Source organism: Streptomyces sp. NPDC020192 (assembly GCF_044388685.1).
In the GTDB taxonomy this organism is placed as follows: domain Bacteria; phylum Actinomycetota; class Actinomycetes; order Streptomycetales; family Streptomycetaceae; genus Streptomyces.
In genome coordinates this window covers 118,661-138,408 of sequence record NZ_JBIRXG010000009.1, presented here as the reverse complement: position 1 = coordinate 138,408, position 19,748 = coordinate 118,661, and the positions used below count along the sequence as shown (strand labels likewise).

The 19,748-nt window shown below is 70.0% G+C and carries 23 protein-coding genes; 7 read left to right on the top strand and 16 right to left on the bottom strand.

Annotation, left to right across the window (positions count from 1 at the left end):
• Positions 1 to 58: 58 nt before the first annotated feature.
• The 3 genes from ACH47Z_RS19285 to ACH47Z_RS19275 form a co-directional block, all read right to left on the bottom strand.
• Positions 59 to 739 (bottom strand): SigE family RNA polymerase sigma factor, encoded by a 681-nt coding sequence (locus ACH47Z_RS19285; RefSeq protein ID WP_399075068.1) that lies wholly within the window; start codon positions 737 to 739, stop codon positions 59 to 61.
• 294 nt (positions 740 to 1,033) lie between these two features.
• Positions 1,034 to 2,086, bottom strand: coding sequence for an aspartate-semialdehyde dehydrogenase (locus tag ACH47Z_RS19280; RefSeq protein WP_399075066.1), 1,053 nt, complete (start codon positions 2,084 to 2,086; stop codon positions 1,034 to 1,036).
• Positions 2,083 to 3,354, bottom strand: a complete 1,272-nt coding sequence (locus ACH47Z_RS19275; protein WP_399075064.1) for an aspartate kinase — start codon at positions 3,352 to 3,354, stop codon at positions 2,083 to 2,085. Before ACH47Z_RS19275 ends, ACH47Z_RS19280 begins: the two co-directional genes overlap by 4 nt.
• A 181-nt stretch (positions 3,355 to 3,535) precedes the next feature.
• Between ACH47Z_RS19275 and ACH47Z_RS19270 the strand changes: the two genes are divergently transcribed.
• Positions 3,536 to 4,300, top strand: coding sequence for a sulfite exporter TauE/SafE family protein (locus ACH47Z_RS19270; RefSeq protein WP_399075062.1), 765 nt, complete (start codon positions 3,536 to 3,538; stop codon positions 4,298 to 4,300).
• Positions 4,301 to 4,310: 10 nt separating this feature from the next.
• A complete protein-coding gene (locus ACH47Z_RS19265) occupies positions 4,311 to 4,856 on the top strand; it encodes a response regulator transcription factor (protein WP_399075060.1) in 546 nt (181 codons plus the stop codon).
• Here the strand turns inward: ACH47Z_RS19265 and ACH47Z_RS19260 are convergent.
• The 4 genes from ACH47Z_RS19260 to ACH47Z_RS19245 all read right to left on the bottom strand — a co-directional run bounded on the left by ACH47Z_RS19260 (position 4,846) and on the right by ACH47Z_RS19245 (position 7,624).
• Entirely contained in the window at positions 4,846 to 5,439 is a 594-nt protein-coding gene (locus ACH47Z_RS19260; RefSeq protein WP_399075058.1) for a Uma2 family endonuclease, read from the bottom strand. The genes ACH47Z_RS19265 and ACH47Z_RS19260 overlap by 11 nt on opposite strands.
• A complete protein-coding gene (locus tag ACH47Z_RS19255) occupies positions 5,436 to 6,395 on the bottom strand; it encodes a hypothetical protein (protein WP_399075057.1) in 960 nt (319 codons plus the stop codon). Before ACH47Z_RS19255 ends, ACH47Z_RS19260 begins: the two co-directional genes overlap by 4 nt.
• 274 nt (positions 6,396 to 6,669) lie before the next feature.
• On the bottom strand, positions 6,670 to 6,852 hold the full coding sequence (locus tag ACH47Z_RS19250) for a DUF397 domain-containing protein (protein WP_399075056.1): 183 nt from the start codon (positions 6,850 to 6,852) through the stop codon (positions 6,670 to 6,672).
• Positions 6,845 to 7,624 carry a helix-turn-helix domain-containing protein gene (locus ACH47Z_RS19245; protein WP_399075054.1) on the bottom strand — a complete coding sequence of 260 codons (780 nt, stop codon included), beginning with the start codon at positions 7,622 to 7,624 and terminating at the stop codon, positions 6,845 to 6,847. The genes ACH47Z_RS19250 and ACH47Z_RS19245 overlap by 8 nt, the downstream gene beginning before the upstream one ends.
• Positions 7,625 to 7,720: 96 nt before the next feature.
• Here ACH47Z_RS19245 and ACH47Z_RS19240 point away from each other — a divergent pair, with 96 nt between their 5' ends.
• Entirely contained in the window at positions 7,721 to 8,125 is a 405-nt protein-coding gene (locus ACH47Z_RS19240) for a hypothetical protein (protein WP_399075052.1), read from the top strand.
• On the opposite strand, the gene ACH47Z_RS19235 is transcribed toward ACH47Z_RS19240, so the two are convergent.
• From ACH47Z_RS19235 to ACH47Z_RS19205, 7 genes are all read right to left on the bottom strand, one after another.
• Complete coding sequence (locus ACH47Z_RS19235; protein ID WP_399075050.1) at positions 8,088 to 8,885, bottom strand: hypothetical protein; 798 nt, start codon at positions 8,883 to 8,885, stop codon at positions 8,088 to 8,090. The genes ACH47Z_RS19240 and ACH47Z_RS19235 overlap by 38 nt on opposite strands.
• 48 nt (positions 8,886 to 8,933) lie before the next feature.
• On the bottom strand, positions 8,934 to 10,217 hold the full coding sequence (locus ACH47Z_RS19230) for a tetratricopeptide repeat protein (protein WP_399075048.1): 1,284 nt from the start codon (positions 10,215 to 10,217) through the stop codon (positions 8,934 to 8,936).
• Positions 10,218 to 10,404: 187 nt separating this feature from the next.
• Positions 10,405 to 10,737, bottom strand: coding sequence for a helix-turn-helix domain-containing protein (locus ACH47Z_RS19225; protein WP_399075046.1), 333 nt, complete (start codon positions 10,735 to 10,737; stop codon positions 10,405 to 10,407).
• A complete protein-coding gene (locus ACH47Z_RS19220) occupies positions 10,734 to 11,120 on the bottom strand; it encodes a type II toxin-antitoxin system RelE/ParE family toxin (RefSeq protein WP_399075044.1) in 387 nt (128 codons plus the stop codon). The genes ACH47Z_RS19225 and ACH47Z_RS19220 overlap by 4 nt, the downstream gene beginning before the upstream one ends.
• 88 nt (positions 11,121 to 11,208) lie before the next feature.
• The gene (locus ACH47Z_RS19215; protein WP_399075042.1) at positions 11,209 to 11,871 is read right to left on the bottom strand and encodes a DUF5063 domain-containing protein; all 663 of its coding nucleotides are present in this window, start codon (positions 11,869 to 11,871) and stop codon (positions 11,209 to 11,211) included.
• The gene (gene recR / locus ACH47Z_RS19210; RefSeq protein WP_399075040.1) at positions 11,864 to 12,463 is read right to left on the bottom strand and encodes a recombination mediator RecR; all 600 of its coding nucleotides are present in this window, start codon (positions 12,461 to 12,463) and stop codon (positions 11,864 to 11,866) included. Before recR ends, ACH47Z_RS19215 begins: the two co-directional genes overlap by 8 nt.
• Positions 12,464 to 12,514: 51 nt before the next feature.
• On the bottom strand, positions 12,515 to 12,859 hold the full coding sequence (locus tag ACH47Z_RS19205) for a YbaB/EbfC family nucleoid-associated protein (RefSeq protein WP_399075038.1): 345 nt from the start codon (positions 12,857 to 12,859) through the stop codon (positions 12,515 to 12,517).
• 299 nt (positions 12,860 to 13,158) lie between these two features.
• Between ACH47Z_RS19205 and ACH47Z_RS19200 the strand changes: the two genes are divergently transcribed.
• Positions 13,159 to 13,908 carry an SLATT domain-containing protein gene (locus tag ACH47Z_RS19200; RefSeq protein WP_399075036.1) on the top strand — a complete coding sequence of 250 codons (750 nt, stop codon included), beginning with the start codon at positions 13,159 to 13,161 and terminating at the stop codon, positions 13,906 to 13,908.
• A 16-nt stretch (positions 13,909 to 13,924) separates the two neighbouring features.
• On the opposite strand, the gene ACH47Z_RS19195 is transcribed toward ACH47Z_RS19200, so the two are convergent.
• Positions 13,925 to 15,847: a serine/threonine-protein kinase gene (locus tag ACH47Z_RS19195; protein WP_399075034.1), complete on the bottom strand. Its 1,923-nt coding sequence runs from the start codon at positions 15,845 to 15,847 to the stop codon at positions 13,925 to 13,927.
• An 87-nt stretch (positions 15,848 to 15,934) separates the two neighbouring features.
• Positions 15,935 to 16,756, bottom strand: a complete 822-nt coding sequence (locus ACH47Z_RS19190; protein WP_399075032.1) for a DJ-1/PfpI family protein — start codon at positions 16,754 to 16,756, stop codon at positions 15,935 to 15,937.
• 77 nt (positions 16,757 to 16,833) lie between these two features.
• On the opposite strand from ACH47Z_RS19190, the gene ACH47Z_RS19185 reads away from it, so the two are divergent.
• From ACH47Z_RS19185 to ACH47Z_RS19175, 3 genes are all read left to right on the top strand, one after another.
• Positions 16,834 to 18,189 (top strand): aspartate aminotransferase family protein, encoded by a 1,356-nt coding sequence (locus tag ACH47Z_RS19185; protein WP_399075030.1) that lies wholly within the window; start codon positions 16,834 to 16,836, stop codon positions 18,187 to 18,189.
• A 141-nt stretch (positions 18,190 to 18,330) separates the two neighbouring features.
• On the top strand, positions 18,331 to 19,026 hold the full coding sequence (locus tag ACH47Z_RS19180) for a GntR family transcriptional regulator (RefSeq protein ID WP_399075028.1): 696 nt from the start codon (positions 18,331 to 18,333) through the stop codon (positions 19,024 to 19,026).
• 48 nt (positions 19,027 to 19,074) lie between these two features.
• Entirely contained in the window at positions 19,075 to 19,725 is a 651-nt protein-coding gene (locus ACH47Z_RS19175; protein WP_399075025.1) for a hypothetical protein, read from the top strand.
• Positions 19,726 to 19,748 lie beyond the last annotated feature (23 nt).

Genomic DNA, 19,748 nt, shown 5'->3' with positions numbered 1-19,748 from the left:
CTCGTGGCGCTCGCGGCGCTCGTGGCGTTCATGGCGCTTCATGCCGCCCCTCGCTCGCTCATGCCGGTGCCTCCATGGCCACCCGCAGCGCGGCGATGCCCCGCGAGCCGTACGCCTTGACCGAGCCCAGGGAGATCCCGAGGGTCTCGGCGACCTGGGCCTCGGTCATGTCCGCGAAGTAGCGCAGGACCAGGACCTCGCGCTGGCGGCGCTGGAGGCCCTTCATGGCCTTGATCAGATCCCGGCGCTCCAGCTGGTCGTAGGCGCCCTCCTCCGCGCTGGCCATGTCGGGCATCGGCTTGGAGAGCAGCTTCAGGCCGAGGATGCGCCGGCGCAGCGTGGATCGGGAGAGGTTGACGACGGTCTGGCGGAGGTACGCGAGGGTCTTCTCGGGGTCGCGCACGCGCTTGCGGGCGGAGTGCACGCGGATGAAGGCCTCCTGGACGACGTCCTCGCAGGAGGCGGTGTCGTCGAGGAGCAGCGCGGCGAGGCCCAGCAGCGAGCGGTAGTGCGCGCGGTAGGTCTCGGTGAGGTGGTCGACGGTCGTCCCGGCGACCGCGTTCGCCGCGGCCTCCTCGGCCGCGGCTTCGTCGCGCTGACCGGGTATGCGGGAGGGCCGCGCTGCGGGCATGGGCGCGATCACCGGCATGCCGCCGGGCGTGCGGGGCCGGAGCGCCGCACGGGGCGGCCGGAGCGCCGCGGTGCCACGGGCCGCACTGAGTTCGAGTACCTCTGCCACGCCTGTTGGACACGTCTGACCCCGTCAGGGTTGTACGTGCCGGGCGTCACATGTGCGACAACCGACGGTGCCTCAAGTGCCGTCATGCGTCCCGCTCTTCCCTTGTATCCCATAGGTCCGAGGCGTCCCCACGCCCCGACCACGACGTCCCCACGCCAGGATCGTTCGCCCCCCAGGCCCCGCAAGGGTGACCGCAAAGACGCTCCCCGCCCTGCAAGCGGTTGCGGAGGGCGGGGAGAAGAATCCTCTTACGGAGATCCTACAAACGAAACCGCAGGTGAACAGGGGCGGCGTTCAGGAGAACTCGGCGGCGACCAGCTCCGCGATCTGCGCGGTGTTCAGCGCGGCGCCCTTGCGGAGGTTGTCGCCGCACACGAACAGCTCCAGCGCGGTCGGGTCGTCCAGGGCCCGCCGTACCCGGCCCACCCAGGTCGGATCGGTGCCCACGACATCGGCCGGGGTCGGGAACTCACCGGCCTCGGGGTCGTCGTACAGCACCACGCCCGGCGCGGTGGCGAGGATCTCGCGTGCACCGTCGACGGTGACCTCGCCCTGGAAGCGGGCGTGGACGGTCAGGGAGTGCGTGGTCACGACGGGCACCCGGACGCAGGTCACGGCGACCGGCAGCTTCGGCAGCCCGAGGATCTTGCGGGCCTCGTCGCGGACCTTCATCTCCTCCGAGGACCAGCCGTCCTCGCGCAGCGACCCGGCCCACGGCACGACGTTCAGCGCGACCGGCTCCGGGAACGGCCCGGTGTTCTCGCCGACGGCCCGCCGTACGTCACCGGGCTTGGTCCCCAGCTCGGTCCCGGCGACCAGGGACAGCTGGGCCCGGAGCGTCTCCACACCGGCCCGCCCCGCCCCGCTGACCGCCTGGTACGACGACACCACCAGCTCGCGCAGCCCGAACTCGGCGTGCAGCGCGCCCAGGGCGACGATCATCGTCAGGGTCGTGCAGTTCGGGTTGGCGACGATCCCGCGCGGCCGGACCCGTACGGCGTGCGGGTTGACCTCGGGCACCACGAGCGGCACCTCGGGATCCAGCCGGAAGGCGGCCGAGTTGTCGACGACGACCGCGCCGCGCGCGACGGCGACCGGCGCCCACGCGGCGGCGACCTCGTCCGGGACGTCGAACATGGCGACGTCGACCCCGTCGAAGGCCTCCTCGCTCAGGGCCACGACCTCGACCTCCTCCCCGCGCACGGCCACCTTGCGGCCGGCCGAGCGCGGAGAGGCGATCAGGCGGATCTCGCCCCAGACGTCCGCCCGCTGGGACAGGATCTGGAGCATGACGGCACCGACGGCCCCGGTCGCTCCCACGACCGCGAGCGTCGGCTTGCCGGTCATCGGCCGGTGCCTCCGTAGACGACGGCCTCGTCGGAGTCGGAGTCGAGCCCGAAGGCGGTGTGCACGGCGCGCACGGCCTCCGGCACGTCGTCCTTGCGGGTGACGACCGAGATACGGATCTCGGAGGTCGAGATCAGCTCGATGTTCACGCCCGCGTCGGACAGCGCCTCGAAGAAGGAGGCGGTGACCCCCGGGTTGGTCTTCATACCCGCGCCGACCAGCGAGATCTTCCCGATCTGGTCGTCGTACCGAAGGGAGTCGAACCCGATCCCCGGGCGGTTCTTCTCCAGCGCGTCGATGGCCTTGCGGCCCTCGGTCTTCGGCAGGGTGAAGGAGATGTCCGTCAGGCCGGTGGAGGCGGCGGACACGTTCTGCACGACCATGTCGATGTTGATCTCGGCATCGGCGATGGTCCGGAAGATCGCGGCGGCCTCACCCGGCTTGTCCGGCACGCCGACGACCGTGATCTTGGCCTCGGAGGTGTCGTGCGCGACACCGGAGATGATGGCCTGCTCCACCTGCTTGTCCCCAATCGGCTCACTGCTGACCCACGTGCCCTGCAGCCCGCTGAAGCTGGAGCGGACGTGGATCGGGATGTTGTAGCGGCGGGCGTACTCCACACAGCGGTGGAGCAGCACCTTGGAGCCGGAGGCCGCGAGCTCCAGCATGTCCTCGAAGGAGATCCAGTCGATCTTCTTCGCCTTCTTCACCACGCGCGGGTCGGCGGTGAACACGCCGTCGACGTCGGTGTAGATCTCACAGACCTCGGCGTCGAGCGCGGCGGCGAGCGCCACGGCCGTGGTGTCGGACCCACCGCGCCCCAGCGTGGTGATGTCCTTCTTGTCGGCGCTGACGCCCTGGAACCCGGCGACGATCGCGATGTTGCCCCGGTCGAGCGACTCCCGGATCCGCCCCGGCGTGACGTCGATGATCCGGGCTTTGTTGTGGACCGAGTCGGTGATGACGCCTGCCTGGCTGCCGGTGAAGGACTGGGCCTCGTGACCCAGGTTTTTGATCGCCATCGCCAGCAGGGCCATGGAGATCCGCTCTCCGGCGGTCAGCAGCATGTCGAATTCGCGCCCGGCAGGCATCGGAGAAACCTGCTCGGCGAGATCGATCAGCTCGTCCGTCGTGTCGCCCATCGCGGAAACGACGACGACAACCTGGTTGCCGTTCTTCTTCGCTTCCACGATCCGCTTGGCGACGCGCTTGATGCCCTCGGCATCGGCTACGGAGGAGCCTCCGTACTTCTGCACGACAAGGCCCACGTGCGCTCCTCGCTCGGTTCGTTTGTGTCGGCTCAGTCTAACGAGCGCCCGAATTCCACCGCCCTGCTCCCGCATGGTGAGACATGGTCACGGTGGCCACCGGACGTCCGCGGTCCGGTACCTGCCCAGCCTCTGCCACACCACGCGGGAAAGTGCGCTGGGTCACACTGAGCTCCCCGGCATGGACAGGGACACGGACATGGGCGGGGATACGGGGGTGACGGAGATCTTGCTGGCATCGATCGTCCTGCTCGGCGCCGGCGTCCAATGGCTGACCGGCATGGGCTTCGCCCTGGTCGCCGTACCGGCCCTGGTGCTGCTGCTCGGCCCGGCCCAGGGTGTGATCCTCGCGAACTGCGCCGCCGGCGCGATCAGCGTGGTCGGCCTGGCCGGCGGCTGGCGCCGGGTCCGCCTGGCGGCGATGGTCCCGCTGTGCCTGGCCGCGGCCTGCACGGTACCGGCGGGCGCCTGGCTGACCCGCCGGCTCCCGCACCCGGTCCTGCTGCTGACGATGGGCGCCCTGGTGACGGCGGCCGTGCTGCTGGTCCTGCGCGGCGCACGGGTCCCGGCACTGCGCGGCGGCAAGGGAGCGGTGACGGCGGGCGCCCTGGGCGGCTTCATGAACGCGGCAGCGGGCGTGGGCGGCCCACCGGTGTCCCTGTACGCCCTCAACGCGGGCTGGACGGTACGGGAGTTCGTGCCGAACGCGCAGTTCTACGGCGTGGCGGTCAACGTTTTCTCGATAGCGGCGAACGGCACTCCGCGTCTGACCGCACCCCAGTGGCTGGCGACGGCCGCGGCACTGGCGCTGGGTGCCGCGATCGGGGGTGCGATCTCCACCCACATCCCCGAACGCAGAGCCCGCCACCTGGTCCTTCTCCTCGCCCTGCTGGGCGGCGCCACGACGATGACGAAGGGCCTGTGGGGACTGTGGCCAGGCCGCTAGGGTGCGAGGCGTGCGCGTACTTCTGCTGGGGGACGACGAGACACCGGCCGACGCCTTGCGAGCCCACGGCTACGAGGTGGACCACGGAAGCGACCCGGAGGAGGGCCACGACGTGATCGTGGTCGGTCCCGCGTCCCTGCCGGCGTGCCGAACCCTGCGCTCCCGTACGACCACACCGTTGATCGCGCTCGTCCGCGCCGAACGCGACCGGGTGACGGCCCTGGAGATGGGCGCGGACGACTACGTGGACGAACCGCACGAGGCGTCACGAATCATCGACCGCATCCGCGCGACGGTACGGCTACCGCTGCCCGGTCCGCCCGAAGTCCGGGTAGACGTGGACGAGTTGAACCTGTCGGAGCCGCAGCGCACGCTCCTCGCTCACTTCCTCGCCCACCCGGACCGTGTGCTCACCCGCGCTCAGCTCACCTGCCTCCCCGGCCTGACGGACTCCCTCCTGGACACACACGTGACGGCACTGCGCGCCGAACTCCCCGAGACGATCACCCTGGAGCAGGTGCGAGGCATCGGCTTCCGCCTGCTGCTCAGTCGCTGAACTGCTTGAGCGGCTCGGTGTCCAAGGTGATGTTCACGGGGTCGGGGAGCTTGACGGAGGCACCGAAGGGCAGCTTCTCCTCGTGACGGTAGCGGCCGTCCTCGGGCTGGTTGAAGACGACGACCGAGCGGTCATCACGGTCGATGAGGAGGTAGACGGGGATACCGGCGGCGGCGTAGCCGTCGGGCTTCTGACCTCGCACGTGCCAGTCCGTGTCCGGGTCGCCGGACGTCACCTCGACCGTCATGAACACTCCTGCTGGGTCGCTCCAGGCCCCATGTCCAGCGAAGTGCCTCTCCGGGGCCAGCACCCCGTCGGGACGTACCCGTCCCATCCTGTCGGCTTCCGTGCGCAGGCCCCGGTACGCGTAGAGCCACGGGGCCCGTTCCCGCTCAGCCCACAACCTCTGCAACCAGGCGATGATCTCGCTCCGGTTGCCGTCCGGCCCCCGTTTCACCGCCAGGCGGCCTCTGATGAACTCCAGCCACACCGTTTCCGGTGCGTGGCGTTCCAACTCCTCGAACTCCTCGATGCTCATCTGCGGGCGACGCTCCACCCTGACCGGCACGTCCTGCACGCTCATACGCCCCTCCCGCGCCTCGAACGCAGGCCGCCCGCAGCGCGCACCCTGGCTGCCCAGTCATGCACTTCCTGGGCCGTGGGAAGGGGCCTGGCCAGGAAGGTCGCCGGCATCTGCGTGATGCGCTCGCCCTCGGGCGTCTCCAGTCCCAGCTCCACGCGGCACCCCCGGCACAGGCCCTGGATGATCTCCACGGTCCTCTCGTCCGCGTCGCAAGTGCCACACACCCGGATCACCCGGTCGACGTGACCCAGCAACACATCCTGCTTCTGACGTGCCTTCGCCTTCTTCGGCGGCATCTTCTTCTCCAATCGCTTGCGGGCGAATCCACCCGGGTTCGTCACATGGGGTGGAAGTCCTTCGGTGAGGGCTCGGGTGATGTCCTCGGGCGTCGAGCCCCGCGACAGCCACTCGGCGGCAAGGGCTTCGAGGGACCGGCAGTCCTGTTCGGACAGCGGCATACGACGGTCCGCGTCACAGAGTTCGGTGAGGGTGCGGTAGGCCGCACTGGGCTGCGGCTCGGCCGGCTCCACCGGCTCCTCCTCGTGGATCTCTTCCTCGACCTCCTCGGTCCGGGCCAGCCCCGGTCGGTAGCCGCCGGTCACGACCCTGCCGTTCCGTGCGCGCGCGAACTCGTCCCACCAGGCCGCCGACCTGGGCGTACGTGACCAGTACGTCCGCGTCACCCAACGCATCGAGCCGTCGTCGAGGGCGATGTGCTCCCGGATCCACAACAGGTGTCCGGCGTCGATCAAGCGCCCCAGCGACACACGCGTCGCCTGCTGGCCGTAGCGGGGGTGCGCGGCAGCGATCGCTTTGTAGCCGACGGCCTGGCCGTCCTGCAGGTGGTCGATGAAGACCGCGAGGTCGCGTTCACGGTCGCCCAGGTGTGCGAAGTCGGCATCCGCGTGCGGGTCTTCGTCACCGGCGGAGCATTTGCCGTAACCCGTTTTGGCCATCGGGTGGGACGGCGACGGCAGGGCAGGGCTAGGGTGGGCGTAAGCCACGATCGACTCGCATTCGATCCGTAGGTCCAGGCCCCGGAGCCGGTGTTGGCGCACCGACCGGGGCCGATCTATTTGCCGCGAAACTAGAGCCGCTTTACGTTCCGACGCAAGCCGATCACGGAACGTCACTCGTTCGGGCTAGACCCGCCTCACTCACGTACAGACTTGGCTGGTTGGGAGGTTCAACCAAGTCCAAAACCCAGGGGAAGGGCTCGAAGCCCGAGGCTCAATCCCCGGGCTGAAGTGCGGCGATGAACGCCGACCAGGCGGGGGTGGGAACGTTGATCTCCGGGCTGGTGTGGTCCTTGGAGTCGCGGATGTGGATGCGGGCCGCGAACGCGACTTCGACACAGGCGCCGCCCTCGTTGTCGCTGTAGGTCGACTTGAACCACGCGAGCCGGTCAGTCATGGCGATCCACCATCCGCTCGATGAAACGGGCCGTCTCAGCGGGGCTGAGGGCCTGGGCGCGGATCATGCTAAGCCGCCCGGTCACCCGGCTGACAACCTCCGGATCGGCCGAAAGTTCGCTGGCGAACGGGCCTTCCGTGAAGGCGAACCGCTCGTGACCCCGATCCTCCAGCAGAACCATGGGGCCCAAGTGGGCGTCGCTGGTGGCTCGTTCGAAGGGCAGCACCTGTACGTCGACGTTCCGCAGGCCCGACACCTGCTGCAAGCGGCGCAGTTGGTCGACGTCGACGAACGGACCGCGTAGGGCTGCCTCATGGACAACGAAGCTGAGGGCCACCGGCGGCTTCCTGTCGGTGAGGATCGCCTGCCGCTCGATCCGCGCAGCGATCCGCTTCTCGACCGTCTCCTCGTCCAGCGGCGGATAGCGGCTCTCGATCAGAGCGCGAGCGTACGCCTCGCTCTGCAACAACCCGGGAACCAACATGGTCTCGTACCACCAGAGACCGATCGCCTCCCTCTCCCGCTCCATGAACTCCTGCGCCCTCGGCGGGAACTTCTCCCTGCTGAGGTACTCCTTCGCCGCGCTCAGCAACCCCTCCGCGCAGCACAACTCGTCGGCCACATCGAGGACTCGGGGCGTCGGCATGCGAACCCCCTGCTCCATCGACTTGATGGTGTCCGGGGAGTAGTTGGAGGCGGCGGCCAGTTGCTCTCGGCTGATGTTGGCCTTCGTGCGCCAGCGTTTCATCTGGTTGCCGCTGAAGCGCCACATGACGGGCGACTGGGACACCGTACGCACCTCCGACCGATACACGTGGGCATGTAGCACCTGGGTCACTACCGAGGGTAGCCACCCAGACGTCAGCGTGTGACCATGACGAACGCAATTCACCGGCCCGCCTGGGTTCCCCTCCGTGGGCACCGGCTGCGCGTGGCCGGCGTGCACTTCGACGCCGTGCGGATCGAGGGACGGCGGGGCGAGGGCGTCGCCGAGTGGCTGATCGAGCGGGGCGACGGGGACGCGGGGCCGATCGTGTGCGAGGGCGGGAGCGGGCCGCGGTGGGTGTACTTCCTGCTCCAGCCCGGCGTCGTACACCGCTACGACTGGCCGCTCGGCGTGCAGTACTTCGGCCTGCGCATCGACCGAACCGTCACATACGTCGGCGTCCCGGCGTTGGACGGCGACACCTGGCCGCTGCGCTGGTACAGCGAGCCGACGCCGACCGCGCCGTATGTCAATCCGGAATCGCTTCTCGCTCTGACGAGGTCTTAGGAGATTCTTCCGGAAGGCGGTCCTTGAGTATGGAGTGCACCTTGTCCGCGAACATCTCAATTTGGCCCGGCAATGCCCTCGCCTGCAGGGAAGCCTCGTCGGAAGTCAGTATCGAGTAGAGGCTCGGCCATACCTGGCCGGGATCCCCAGCATTGAAGAGCTCCAGGAAAAAGTACAGGCCACGGGTTTCCATGTCCTGAGCGCCCAGTTCGCGTTCAAACACAGGGGCGGCCTGTTCCGCCAGTACCCGGGCACGTTCCGGGTCTCCGAACATAATGCGTGTGACAAAGAGGCGCGCCTGCGCCCTGAGCGTCGCCTCGGCACCGTCGCCCAGGGAGCGCAGGCATTCAGCGAAGACCCGCTCCTCACGAGTGACGGGATTCTGCTGATCGTCCGCGGCGTCATTCGTCAGGGAAGCCAGAACAGTCCTGAAGCCCTGGAGGAAGCCGGTGAATCCGTTCGATTCGTCCACAACGTCAAAAAGCCTCTTGATCGACTCTGGGGTGCCGAAGAGGCCACGCATCCTCGACACCTGCTCAACGCGCGCGTTGAGGTCTCGCGTCGCCTGAGTCGCAGGGTGCTGCTCATCCAACTCGCGTTCACAGATACCGAGATTCCGCTGCACGAGTGCTGAAGCGGCCGCGATCTCGCCGGACGTCACAAGAACCTGAGCCAAGACGTTGCGGGCCTCGATCGCGTCAGGGCTCGTCTCCCCCCGATCACGCTCAAGCCCGTCGAGGATGCTCCGAGCCAATGGCATCGCCCGGTCCGGACGGTTCGCTGCCGCATACGCTCGCGCAAGGCTGATCTACGCCTTGCGTGTCTCCGGAGATGTTGCGCCCAGCGTACGTTCGAAATCCTCCACGACGCTCTCCGCGAGCCGGACTGCCCGGTCGAATTCCCCGAACTCCCGGTAGGCGTCCGCACTCCAGCGCTTCACGACCAGCGTGGAGGGGTCTTCCTCACCGAGAATCCTCGCAGAAGCGCTCGTAGCCCGCTTCAGCAGGTCCAGGGCTGACCGCCTCCGTCCCTGAGTGCGCAGGAAGCGCCCCGTCCTCGCGGCAAGGCGAGCAGTGCTCTCGTTGTCAGGCTCCGCGCGAGTCTTGTCGAACAGAGCCTCGACGTGAGGCAGATTCCGCCGCCATACCGGCGCCTTCCACGCGTCGTCCTCCGGGTCGGCCGGAAGCGCCGCCAGCAGCAGGTCGACGGCCCGGTCCCGGGCGGCCGCCACAAGATCCTCCGTGCGGTGCGGGTCGTCCGGTTCAGGGGTCCTGGCCATCATTTGGACCATGCGGTGAACGTCGACAGCCGGCCCTCGATAACTGATCATGTTGTAGTCGTCGAGCAGCCCGAGAATCTCAGGCAGATCCAGGGGATCGTCGACATACGGCTCGATCAGGTCACAAGGCACGCCGGTGGGGGCGTACCTGGCGATGACGCGCAGAACGTCCACGGCGCGGGGCTCCCGCTCCTGGAGGACGTCCAGCGTGATCCGCCATACACGCGCGAGCGTACGGTCGGGGTCGGTGCCGGGGGCGGCGCTCATCATGCGGCCGGGTCGGCTGGCGAACAGCTCACGGTAGTGAGCAACGGTGTGTCGGGTCTGCGCGATGTAAGCACCCGCCTGGCGGAGGGCGAGCGGCAGGTATCCCAAGTCCTCCGCGAGCGCACGGGCTTCGTCGACGTCGTCCTCACTCACCCCCGCCAGGCCCTTGAGCAGGCGCTGGGCTGCCTCGGGCTCCAGGACCGGAAGCGGAGTCAGTGTGGTGTTCCAGCCCCGCTGGAGACGAGTAGTGATCAAGAAGCGTCCGGTCTGACGGAGTTGGCCGATGACGCGGTGGATCTCAGCCGGCTCCATGGCGTTGTCGAATACGAGCAGCCAGCCCGGGTGGGCCTGCAACCACGTGACGGCCCAGACCGCGGCATCGTCCATGGTCTGATCGGCGGGACCGTGGCCACCACGAATACGGCGAGCGAGTTCCGCGAGGTCCGCTGTGATCGAGTCCGCGGTGTCCGCCCTGATCCACCACACCAGCCGACTGGCATCCACATTGTCGTGGGCGTAGCGCAACGCCAGCGTGGTCTTGCCCACTCCCCCGAGTCCGTGCACGGTCTGCGCCGCCGCCTCCGGGATCGTGGAGAAGCCGCGTTCCAGGGCAGCGAGTGCTGGCGCGCTCCTTCGTCTCCGTACCCACGCTTGCAGAGCGCAGCGTACCGGCCGCCTCCGCACATATGCGCTCAACAAGCAGGCGCAGAACGGGAGATGACTGCCACGCCGGTCATGCCGCCCCGACCGTCCGGTCTCCGTACTCAATGGTCACAGTGATCCTGGCCCCAAGCGCCTCGGCGTACACACGCATCGTTTCCAGGTTGTGGATCTCCCCCCGTTCGATCTGGGAGACCCGGGCCTGGGAGATGCCGAGTGATGTCGCCACCTGGGCCTGCGTCAGTCCCTGCTCCTCGCGGATCTCCCGAAGGTGGTGACCCACTACGCGCGCCTCCGTCGCCGTACGCGCCGCCTGCTTGCGGGATGCCCATTCGGCATCGGACACCGTCGGTTGACTCTCCCGCATCCGGCGCTTGACCTCTGCCCAGTTGCTGTACCGGTTCATCGGTCCATCCCGTCCTTTCCTGCCCCGTCCGTAGCGGCGAGGTATTCCTCGTAGCGGGCCTCGGCAAGGGGAATCGACTCGCGGTACCAGTCCCTCCATCGGCCGGCCTTGTCACCGGCCACCAGCAGAATCGCCTGCCGCCGAGGGTCGAAGACGAACAGGATCCGGACTTCGGTACGCCCCGCGCTCCCTGGCCGCAGTTCCTTGAGGTTCTGGGTGCGGCAACCGTAGAGCCGGTCGACCAAGGGGCGGCCGAGTGCAGGCCCGTGCTCTGCCAGCAGGTCGACCGCCGCTTCGACGAGGTCCGCCGACACCGGGTCCTCCTCTGCGAGCTTGAGCAGCCAAGACTCCACCGATGAGTGGAGGTTGATTTCCCAGTTCATGCGATGCATCCCAGCGTAGGACGCGCCAGCCCAAAAGGAAATCCTTATACCTTCAGCTCAACGGGTGACAGCGGCGTCGTACCCGGAGTCACTTCCCCCGCCGCATCCCCAGCGGCGTCCCGATCTCCTCCGCCATGACCCGTCCCGCCTCGAACTCCAGGGTCTCGTCACCCATGGTCGCCTGGTCGGTGTCGAGGCCGTCCAGTTCCTCCAGGGGCTGGTTGAGGCGGACGTGGATGAGGACCGACTGGAGGGCGCGCAGGACGGCGGAGGCCGTGGGGCCCCAGTTGGAGAAGTAGGAGAACTGCCACCACCACAGGGCCTCGACGGTGCGGCCCGCGCGGTAGTGGGCCATGCCGTGGCGCAGGTCGGTGATGAGGTCGGCGATGTCGTCGGAGATACGGGCCGGTACGGGCGCCTTACGGGGCTCGTAGGGGTCGAAGACCTCCGAGTAGACGTCCACCGGGTCCAGCAGGCGGGCCAGGTTCTCGCGGAGTTCGTCCACGTCCGGCTCCGGGCCCAGGTCGGGCTCGTAGCGCTCGTCGGGGACGATGTCCTCGTGCGCGCCCAGGCGGCCGCCGGCCAGCAGCAGCTGGGAGACCTCCAGGAGGAGGAAGGGGACGGTCGAGCCGGGCTCGTCGCCCCTGGCCACCTCCGTGACGGCCACCAGGAAGCTCTCGATCTGGTCCGCGATCTGGACCGCGAAGTCGTCCGGGTTGCGACCGGTCGCGTGCAGCGTGGCGTCAGACATCTAGGAGTCGTCTCCCCTCGAAGGCGCGGCCGAGCGTGACCTCGTCCGCGTATTCCAGGTCGCCACCCACCGGGAGGCCGCTGGCCAGGCGGGTGACCTTCAGGCCCATGGGCTTGATCATCCGGGCGAGGTACGTCGCCGTCGCCTCGCCCTCCAGATTCGGGTCCGTCGCCAGGATCAGTTCCGTGACCGTCCCGTCGGCCAACCGCGCGAGAAGTTCTCGTATACGCAGGTCGTCGGGACCGACACCCTCGATGGGGCTGATCGCCCCGCCCAGCACGTGGTAGCGGCCGCGGAACTCGCGGGTGCGCTCGATCGCCACCACGTCCTTGGGCTCCTCCACCACGCAGATCACCGACGGATCCCGGCGCGGGTCACGGCAGATGTTGCACAGCTCCTCCTGTGCCACGTTGCCGCAGGCCGCGCAGAAGCGGACCCTCGCCTTCACCTCCATCAGGGCCTGGGCGAGACGCTTCACGTCCGTCGGCTCCGCCTGCAGGATGTGGAAGGCGATCCGCTGCGCGCTCTTGGGACCGACGCCGGGCAGCCGCCCCAGCTCGTCGATGAGGTCCTGGACCACGCCTTCGTACACCGGACTGCCCTTCCTGGAGACCTTTCGGAACGTACCGTAGTTGCCCTGGACTCAGAACGGCAGACCGGGGATGCCCGTGCCGCCGCCGAGGCCCTGGGCCAGCGGGCCGAGCTTCTGCTGCTGGAGCGTCTGCGCGTTCTCGTTGGCCGCCTGTACGGCCGCCACGATCAGGTCGGCGAGGGTCTCGGTGTCCTCGGGATCCACCGCCTTCGGGTCGATCTTCAGCGCGCGCAGCTCACCGGAGCCGGTCACGGTGGCCTTCACCAGGCCGCCGCCGGCCTGCCCGTCGACCTCCGTGTTCGCCAGTTCCTCCTGCGCCTGCTGCAGGTCCTGCTGCATCTTCTGGGCCTGCTGGAGCAACTGCTGCATGTTGGGCTGGCCACCACCGGGAAACACGATCAGCTCCTTAACGTTTTCTCCGCTGAGCATGAGCCTACGTGGTCCACGCCGCCGTCGCCCCGCCACTCTTTCGAGTGAGAAGTCCAGGAGCCCTATACCTGATCAAGACCCTCTTCCGGACGGAAAAGCCGGGAAAGCTCCCTCTTCGCCACCCATTGGGCGGTAGGAAGGGTCCCGTGCGTCGGCAGGCTGTCGGAAGGGTTCGGCACGGTATCGGCGGGAAATGTCACGCAACGTGATCGGTCGGGGTCAGTCGGGATAGGTTCGGTCGGGATCGGTTCAGTAGGGAGTGCCGGGTGGGTCAGCCGGAGATGCAGCCCGAGGGTCCGCCACAGGACGGGCGGGGCGAGGGTCGGTCCGGGCTGCGGCCGGGCGATCTGACCGGGCGGGCCTTTCCGCTCGGGGACTGGGGGGAGCCCGCCGAGCGGCTGGACGAGCTGTACCGGTGGGTGGAGCGCGGGGCGCTGACCACCGCGTCCTGGTATCTGCGGGACCGGGTGTGGAAACGGCGCGGGGCGCGTGTCCTGCGCGGCGGCGCGGCGGCGGGTGCGGCGGCCGGTGCGGCACTTCCCCTCCTGGACCTGACCGGGGCGGCCCACGGCGTGGCCCCCTGGGGCTGCCTGGCCCTGCTCCTCGCGGTGGCCTGCGTCGGCATCGACCGCTTCTTCGGCGTCACCTCCGGCTGGATAAGGGACGTCGCCACGGCCCAGGCGGTGCAGCGGCGCCTCCAGGCACTGCAGTTCGACTGGGCCTCGGAGAGCATCCGGGAGGTCCTGGGCCCGGCCGAGGGCACGGCGAGCGAGGCGGCCGAGCGGTGCCTGGGCGTACTGCGCCGCTTCTCCGAGGACATCACCGAGCTGGTCCGCACGGAGACGACCGACTGGATGGTCGAGTTCCGCACCGGCTCGGCCCCGCTGGGCATCCAGACGGCGGTGGCGGCCGTACCGAGGCAGGAGGGCGGGGGTTCCGGGGGGCGTTTCCCCCTGCCACCCGCGAACGGCACCCGCCCGAACATGCCCCGGCAGCGACCGCCGGAACCTCGATAGGCCGGCTGCCCACAGGTCACTGCTTGGTGTACGTCAGGCTCTCCCCGCCGCCCGCCTTCTCCCGCTTCAGCGTGCCGTTCGGCTGGAGGGTGATCTCGGTGGCCTCGCCCGGGGTGCAGGAGGAGGCGGGCTCGCCGGAGCTGACGGTGGACGGCCCGATCTCCAACGGCCCGTTTCCGCTGGGCTGTTGGGTGAGCGTGGCCTGGAAGACACAGTGGTACGACCCACCGCTGTCGGTCGGCCCGTCCGCGACCAGCGTCAGTACGGTGTCGCCCACCTGGCCCTGCCGGATGGTCAGTTGGCGGGTGTTGGTCCCGTTGGCGTTGTCGATGGTCGTGCTCCAGGTGCCCAGATAGGCGGTCGGTACCGCGCCATCGGCAGGCGTGGAGGAGGACGGCGCGGAGGTGGTCGGCGTGGGCGCCCCGGACGTCCCTCCGGTGGCAGGCGCGGAGGTCACGCCGGGCGACGGGCTCTGCTTCCCGTCGCCCTGGGCATGCCCGCCGCCGTTCATCAGCGCGTACACCGTTCCACCGGCACCGAGCGCCACGACCAGCGCGATCACGATGAGCAGCGCGGTCGACCGCCCGCTGCGCCGCTCCGGCCCCGGCGCGCCCCCACCGGGAGGCGTCGGCCCGTAGGGCGGGGTGGAGCCGAGTCCACCGCCGTAGGGTCCGTACGGCTGCTGCGGATAGCCGTAGGAATGGGGGTACGGCGACGAGGGCTGGGGCTGGGGCTGGGGCTGGTACGGCGGCACCGGCTGCGGATGCTGCTGCGCCTGCCCGTACCCGACCGGCGGAGCCGCCGAAGGCCCCCCGGCCACCGGGGCCTGCCCCGCCACCACGGTGGGCATCCGGTCAACGCCGCCGTTGCCCGGATCGGCGGCCCCCTCATCGGAGGCGGCGGCATGCTCGGGCGACTGACCCTGCCCGTTCTCCGACGCAGACGCATCGGCCCCACCGGGGCCACCCGCACCCGGTGACGGAAGCCGCGCGGGCGGTGCGGCCGGGTGACCGGACGGATCCTCGACCTCCAGCAACTGCACGGCATGTCGCCCCAGTTGGGCAACCAGCACACCCGGCAGCCAGGGATCCCGGGACCGTCCCCCGGACACCGTGTCCTCCGCCCCGGTCCGCTCGAGAATCGCGTCCAGCGAAGGCCGGGCCCCGGGATCCTTACGGAGGCAGTCCCGTACCAGGTCGGCGATCCCCTCCGGCACCCCCGCCAGATCCGGCTCCTCCTGGGCGATCCGGAACATCAACGCGTGCCCACCACTGTTGGCCGTACCGAACGGCAGCGCACCGGTCGCCGCGTACGCCAGCACGGACCCCAGGCAGAAGACGTCGCACGCCGGCGTGATCCGGTCCCCCCGCACCTGCTCCGGCGCCATGAACCCCGGCGACCCGACCAGCGCACCGGTATGCGTCAGCCCCTCCCCGCCCAGCGAGGTCGTCTCCAGCGCCCGCGCGATCCCGAAGTCGATGACGCGCGGCCCGTCGATCGTCACCAGCACGTTCGACGGCTTCAGATCCCGGTGCACGATCCCGGCCGCGTGGATGTCCTTGAGCGCGTGCGCGAGCCCGGCCGCCAGGATCCGTACCGACCGCTCGGGCAGCGCCCCGTGATCGCGCCCGACGACCTGCTGGAGGTTGGGCCCGGCCACATACCCGGTCGCCACCCACGGCACGGCCGCCTCGGTGTCCGCGTCGAGCACGGGCGCGGTCCAGTACCCGCCGACCCGCTGCGCGGCCTGCACCTCCTGCCGGAACCGGGCCCGGAACTCCTCCTCCCGGGCCAGCTCCTCCCGGACGAGTTTCACGGCGACGGTACGGCCCCGGTCCGACCGGGCCAGATACACCTGCCCCATCCCGCCGGCCCCCAGCCGCGCCAGCAGCCGATAGCCCCCGATGCCTTGCGGATCCCCCGCCCCCAGCTTCTCCATGGCCACCCGCCTCCCCCGACACGCACGCATACGTGTACGACGGACCGAGAATAATCCGGCCCTACGAGAAGTCGCGCAGCCCCCGGTCTACGGTTCCGCCGGGGAGGGCGTGCCGAGCCGGTCCAGCACCTCCGAGAGCCGCTCCATCAGCCGTACCGCCTCAGCCGGCTCGGTCTCCCCCATCGCCGCCGCCAGCCGCCCGGCGAACGCGGCGTGCCCCGGCCCGATCCGGGCAACCGCCGCCCGCCCCTCCTCGGTCGGCGCGAGAAGCTTCGCGCGCCGATGGGCCGGGTTCGCCCGGTACTCGGCGAGCCCCCGCTCGACCAGCAGATCGGCGATGCGCTGCACGCTCTGCCGGGTGATGCCCATGACCCGGGCGATGCCCGCCACCGGCAACGGCTCGGGCAGCACCGCGCCCAGCACCTGCCACCACGCCGCCGTGAGCCCCGCCGGCCGGGCCAGCTCCTCGGCGACGGCCAGGCCGCCGTCGGTCACGGCGTCCGCCTCGACGTACCGCTCACCCCCGGCGTCATCGGTGGCCCCCGCCAGGTAGTAGGGGCTCACGCTGGTGTGGGCGCGCTCGTCCAGCAGGCCCTCGCGGGCGAGCCCGGCGGTGGCACCGCAGATCGCGGCGACGGGAACGCCGGCGTCCAGGAAGGCACGCGCAGCGCGGGCGAAGGGCGCGAGGCCATCCGTTGCGTCCCAGAGGTCGGCGCCCGGCAGGATCAGCAGGGAGCTGTCCTCGGGGCGCAGCTCGTCCAGTGCGAGGTCCGGCTGGATGCGCAGTCCGCCGATGCTCGTAACCGGCTTCCGGCCGAGCCCCACCGTCACCACCTCGTACCCGGCGCGGGCGAGATACGCGGTCGTGTGCCCCGTCGAAAGCCGGCTCCTTCGCCGCCCTTTCGACAACCTGTCGCGGAAACCCCCCTCTCACAGAACAAGACGCCGATGTCGCTTCCGCATCGCGGACATTTACGCTCGGCCGCATGACCCCTCAGCCCCATCCCGAGACCGGCGCCGCGGTGAAGGCCGCGGACCGCGCGCATGTCTTCCACTCCTGGTCCGCCCAGGACCTCATCGACCCGCTCGCCGTCGCCGGCGCCGAGGGGTCGTACTTCTGGGACTACGACGGCAAGCGGTACCTGGACTTCACCAGCGGGCTCGTCTTCACCAACATCGGCTACCAGCACCCCAAGGTCGTCGCGGCGATCCAGGAGCAGGCGGCGCGGATGACGACCTTCGCGCCCGCCTTCGCCGTCGAGGCGCGCTCGGAGGCGGCCCGGCTGATCGCCGAGCGGACCCCGGGCGACCTGGACAAGATCTTCTTCACCAACGCCGGCGCCGACGCCGTCGAGCACGCGGTGCGGATGGCGCGGCTGCACACCGGGCGTCCGAAGGTGCTCTCGGCGTACCGCTCGTACCACGGCGGCACCCAGCAGGCGATCAACCTCACCGGCGACCCCCGCCGCTGGGCCAGCGACGGCGCGGCGAACGGCGTCGTCCACTTCTGGGCGCCGTTCCTCTACCGCTCCCGCTTCTACGCCGAGACCGAGGAGCAGGAGACCGCGCGGGCGCTGGAGCACCTGGAGACGACGATCGCCTTCGAGGGGCCGGGGACGGTCGCCGCGATCATCCTCGAGACCATTCCCGGTACGGCCGGGATCATGGTCCCGCCGCCCGGCTATCTGGCCGGCGTCCGGGAGATCTGCGACCGCCACGGCATCGTCTTCATCCTGGACGAGGTCATGGCCGGGTTCGGCCGGACCGGCGAGTGGTTCGCCGCCGATCTCTTCGAGGTCACCCCCGACCTGATGACCTTCGCCAAGGGTGTGAACTCGGGTTACGTCCCCCTCGGCGGTGTCGCCATCTCACAGAAGATCGCCGAGACCTTCGGCAAGCGCCCCTACCCCGGCGGCCTGACCTACTCCGGCCACCCGCTCGCCTGCGCCGCCGCCGTCGCCACGATCAACGTCATGGCGGAGGAGGGCGTGGTCGAGAACGCCAGGAACCTCGGCGCCACTCTCCTCGGTCCCGCGCTCGCCGCCCTGGCCGAGCGCCACCCGAGCGTCGGCGAGGTCCGCGGCACCGGCATGTTCTGGGCGCTGGAGCTGGTCAGGAACCGCGAGACCCGCGAGCCCCTCGTGCCGTACAACGCGGCCGGCGAGGCGAACGCCCCGATGGCCGCCTTCACGGCCGCCGCCAAGCAGCACGGCCTGTGGCCCTTCGTGAACATGAACCGCACCCACGTGGTCCCGCCCTGCAACGTCACCGAGGCCGAGCTGAAGGAGGGCCTCGCCGCGCTCGACGCCGCGCTGAGCGTGGCCGACGAGCACACGGAGTAATCGGGTACGGGTGGCCGAGTACACGGAGTAGCCGTACCGCACCTGCCGCCCGGGAGAGCCGAACGCGTAAGGTGGCGTGCTCGTAAGAAATCTCGTACGAGACACGAGCACGTCATCTACGCGCGAGGAGAGACTCCGACCATGCCCGGCAACGGCGCCGTGACCCGCAGCACCCTGCGCCAGCAGATCGCGGACGCGCTCCGCGACGAGGTGCTGGCGGGGCGGCTGCGACCGGGCCGGTCGTTCACGGTCAAGGAGATCGCGGACCAGTACGGCGTCTCCGCCACCCCCGTCCGCGAGGCGCTGGTCGACCTGTCCGCGCAGGGCATCCTGGAGGCCGACCAGCACCGCGGCTTCCGGGTCCCCGCGTACTCGCTCACCGACTACCGGAACATGATCGAGGCCCGCAGTCTGGTCACCGACGGCATGTTCCAGGCCCTGTCCACGAGCCACCCCGCCTTCCGCACCCCGCCGGACGACCCCCGTACCAAGGCCGCGCTGACCACGGTCCGCCGCCGCGGCGAGGAGGCCGCGCGGGCCGCGACGGCCGGGGACCTCACCATCCTGATCGGCTACGACCTCCGCTTCTGGCGCGAGCTGAGCGCCCTCTTCGGCAACCCCTACCTCGGCGACTTCCTGCACCGGCTCCGCGTCCAGTCCTGGGTCTGCGCGGTGCAGCACCTGCTCCGCCTCCCCGACCTGCGCGGCCGTCTCTGGGCCGGGCACACGGACCTGGTCGACGCGCTGGCCCGCCGCGAGAGCGAGGCCGCCCGGGCGATCATCGCCGCCTCCAACGCCCATTCACTGGCCCTGCTGGAACACCTGACCAACGGCTGAGCGACGGGTACCCTTCCCTGACCACCTTCTGTGTGCGAGGAGCCCTCTTTGGCCTGTGACCTGTGGCTGGTACCGCTCGTGGACGTGTTGTGCCACACCCCGGACAACCCGTTCGCCGAGGAACTCGCGCAGTACAACAGCGCTCTGGCGGCGGCCGGTCTCCCGCCGGTGCCGGTGTACCAGTACATGCCGGGCCTGTCCGGCGAGGTCGCGCCCGTCGCCGGCTTCGACTACGACGCCCTCCACTTCCTGCGCCGGGCCTACCTGCTCCAGGTCTGCGGCCTGCCGGTGACGCCGGTGGGCGAACTGGGCGGGGACTACGAGCAGTTGCTGGAGATGTTCGAGTCCACGGCCCAGCAGTCCCATCTGGTCTGGCACTACGACCACGCGGGCGCGTACGTCCCGGTCGACTTCCCGCACCCGCTGTCGAACGACGAACTGCTCGCCGGAGGCGGCCCGTTGGGCTCGTCGCAGACGCTGCTGCGGGAACTGGAGTACGTGGCACCGTCGCTCGGCATCGACCCGGCCAACCCCCCGGCGGCCCCGACCCCGCCGACGGCCCCCACGGAGCTGGAGGAGCCCGCGGTCCCGGCGCCGTACGACCCCAGCCCCTTCGCCCGCGAGCGGCACGTCTGGCTGGGCCTGCACGCGGCGGCGACGCGCTCGCTGGCGCAGGGGTCGATGATCGTCTTCAGCTGACCGGAACACGACGGGCGGGCCAC

Excerpts from the sequence above, each read along its gene's own strand:
- ACH47Z_RS19280 (WP_399075066.1), bottom strand. The coding sequence starts at position 2,086 with ATGACCGGCAAGCCGACGCTCGCGGTCGTGGGAGCGACCGGGGCCGTC.
- ACH47Z_RS19270 (WP_399075062.1), top strand. The coding sequence starts at position 3,536 with ATGGACAGGGACACGGACATGGGCGGGGATACGGGGGTGACGGAGATC.
- ACH47Z_RS19260 (WP_399075058.1), bottom strand. The coding sequence starts at position 5,439 with ATGAGCGTGCAGGACGTGCCGGTCAGGGTGGAGCGTCGCCCGCAGATG.
- ACH47Z_RS19255 (WP_399075057.1), bottom strand. The coding sequence starts at position 6,395 with ATGGCCAAAACGGGTTACGGCAAATGCTCCGCCGGTGACGAAGACCCG.
- ACH47Z_RS19250 (WP_399075056.1), bottom strand. The coding sequence starts at position 6,852 with ATGACTGACCGGCTCGCGTGGTTCAAGTCGACCTACAGCGACAACGAG.
- ACH47Z_RS19245 (WP_399075054.1), bottom strand. The coding sequence starts at position 7,624 with ATGTGGCGCTTCAGCGGCAACCAGATGAAACGCTGGCGCACGAAGGCC.
- ACH47Z_RS19235 (WP_399075050.1), bottom strand. The coding sequence starts at position 8,885 with ATGCCATTGGCTCGGAGCATCCTCGACGGGCTTGAGCGTGATCGGGGG.
- ACH47Z_RS19225 (WP_399075046.1), bottom strand. The coding sequence starts at position 10,737 with ATGAACCGGTACAGCAACTGGGCAGAGGTCAAGCGCCGGATGCGGGAG.
- ACH47Z_RS19220 (WP_399075044.1), bottom strand. The coding sequence starts at position 11,120 with ATGAACTGGGAAATCAACCTCCACTCATCGGTGGAGTCTTGGCTGCTC.
- ACH47Z_RS19215 (WP_399075042.1), bottom strand. The coding sequence starts at position 11,871 with ATGTCTGACGCCACGCTGCACGCGACCGGTCGCAACCCGGACGACTTC.
- ACH47Z_RS19195 (WP_399075034.1), bottom strand. The coding sequence starts at position 15,847 with ATGGAGAAGCTGGGGGCGGGGGATCCGCAAGGCATCGGGGGCTATCGG.
- ACH47Z_RS19185 (WP_399075030.1), top strand. The coding sequence starts at position 16,834 with ATGACCCCTCAGCCCCATCCCGAGACCGGCGCCGCGGTGAAGGCCGCG.
- ACH47Z_RS19180 (WP_399075028.1), top strand. The coding sequence starts at position 18,331 with ATGCCCGGCAACGGCGCCGTGACCCGCAGCACCCTGCGCCAGCAGATC.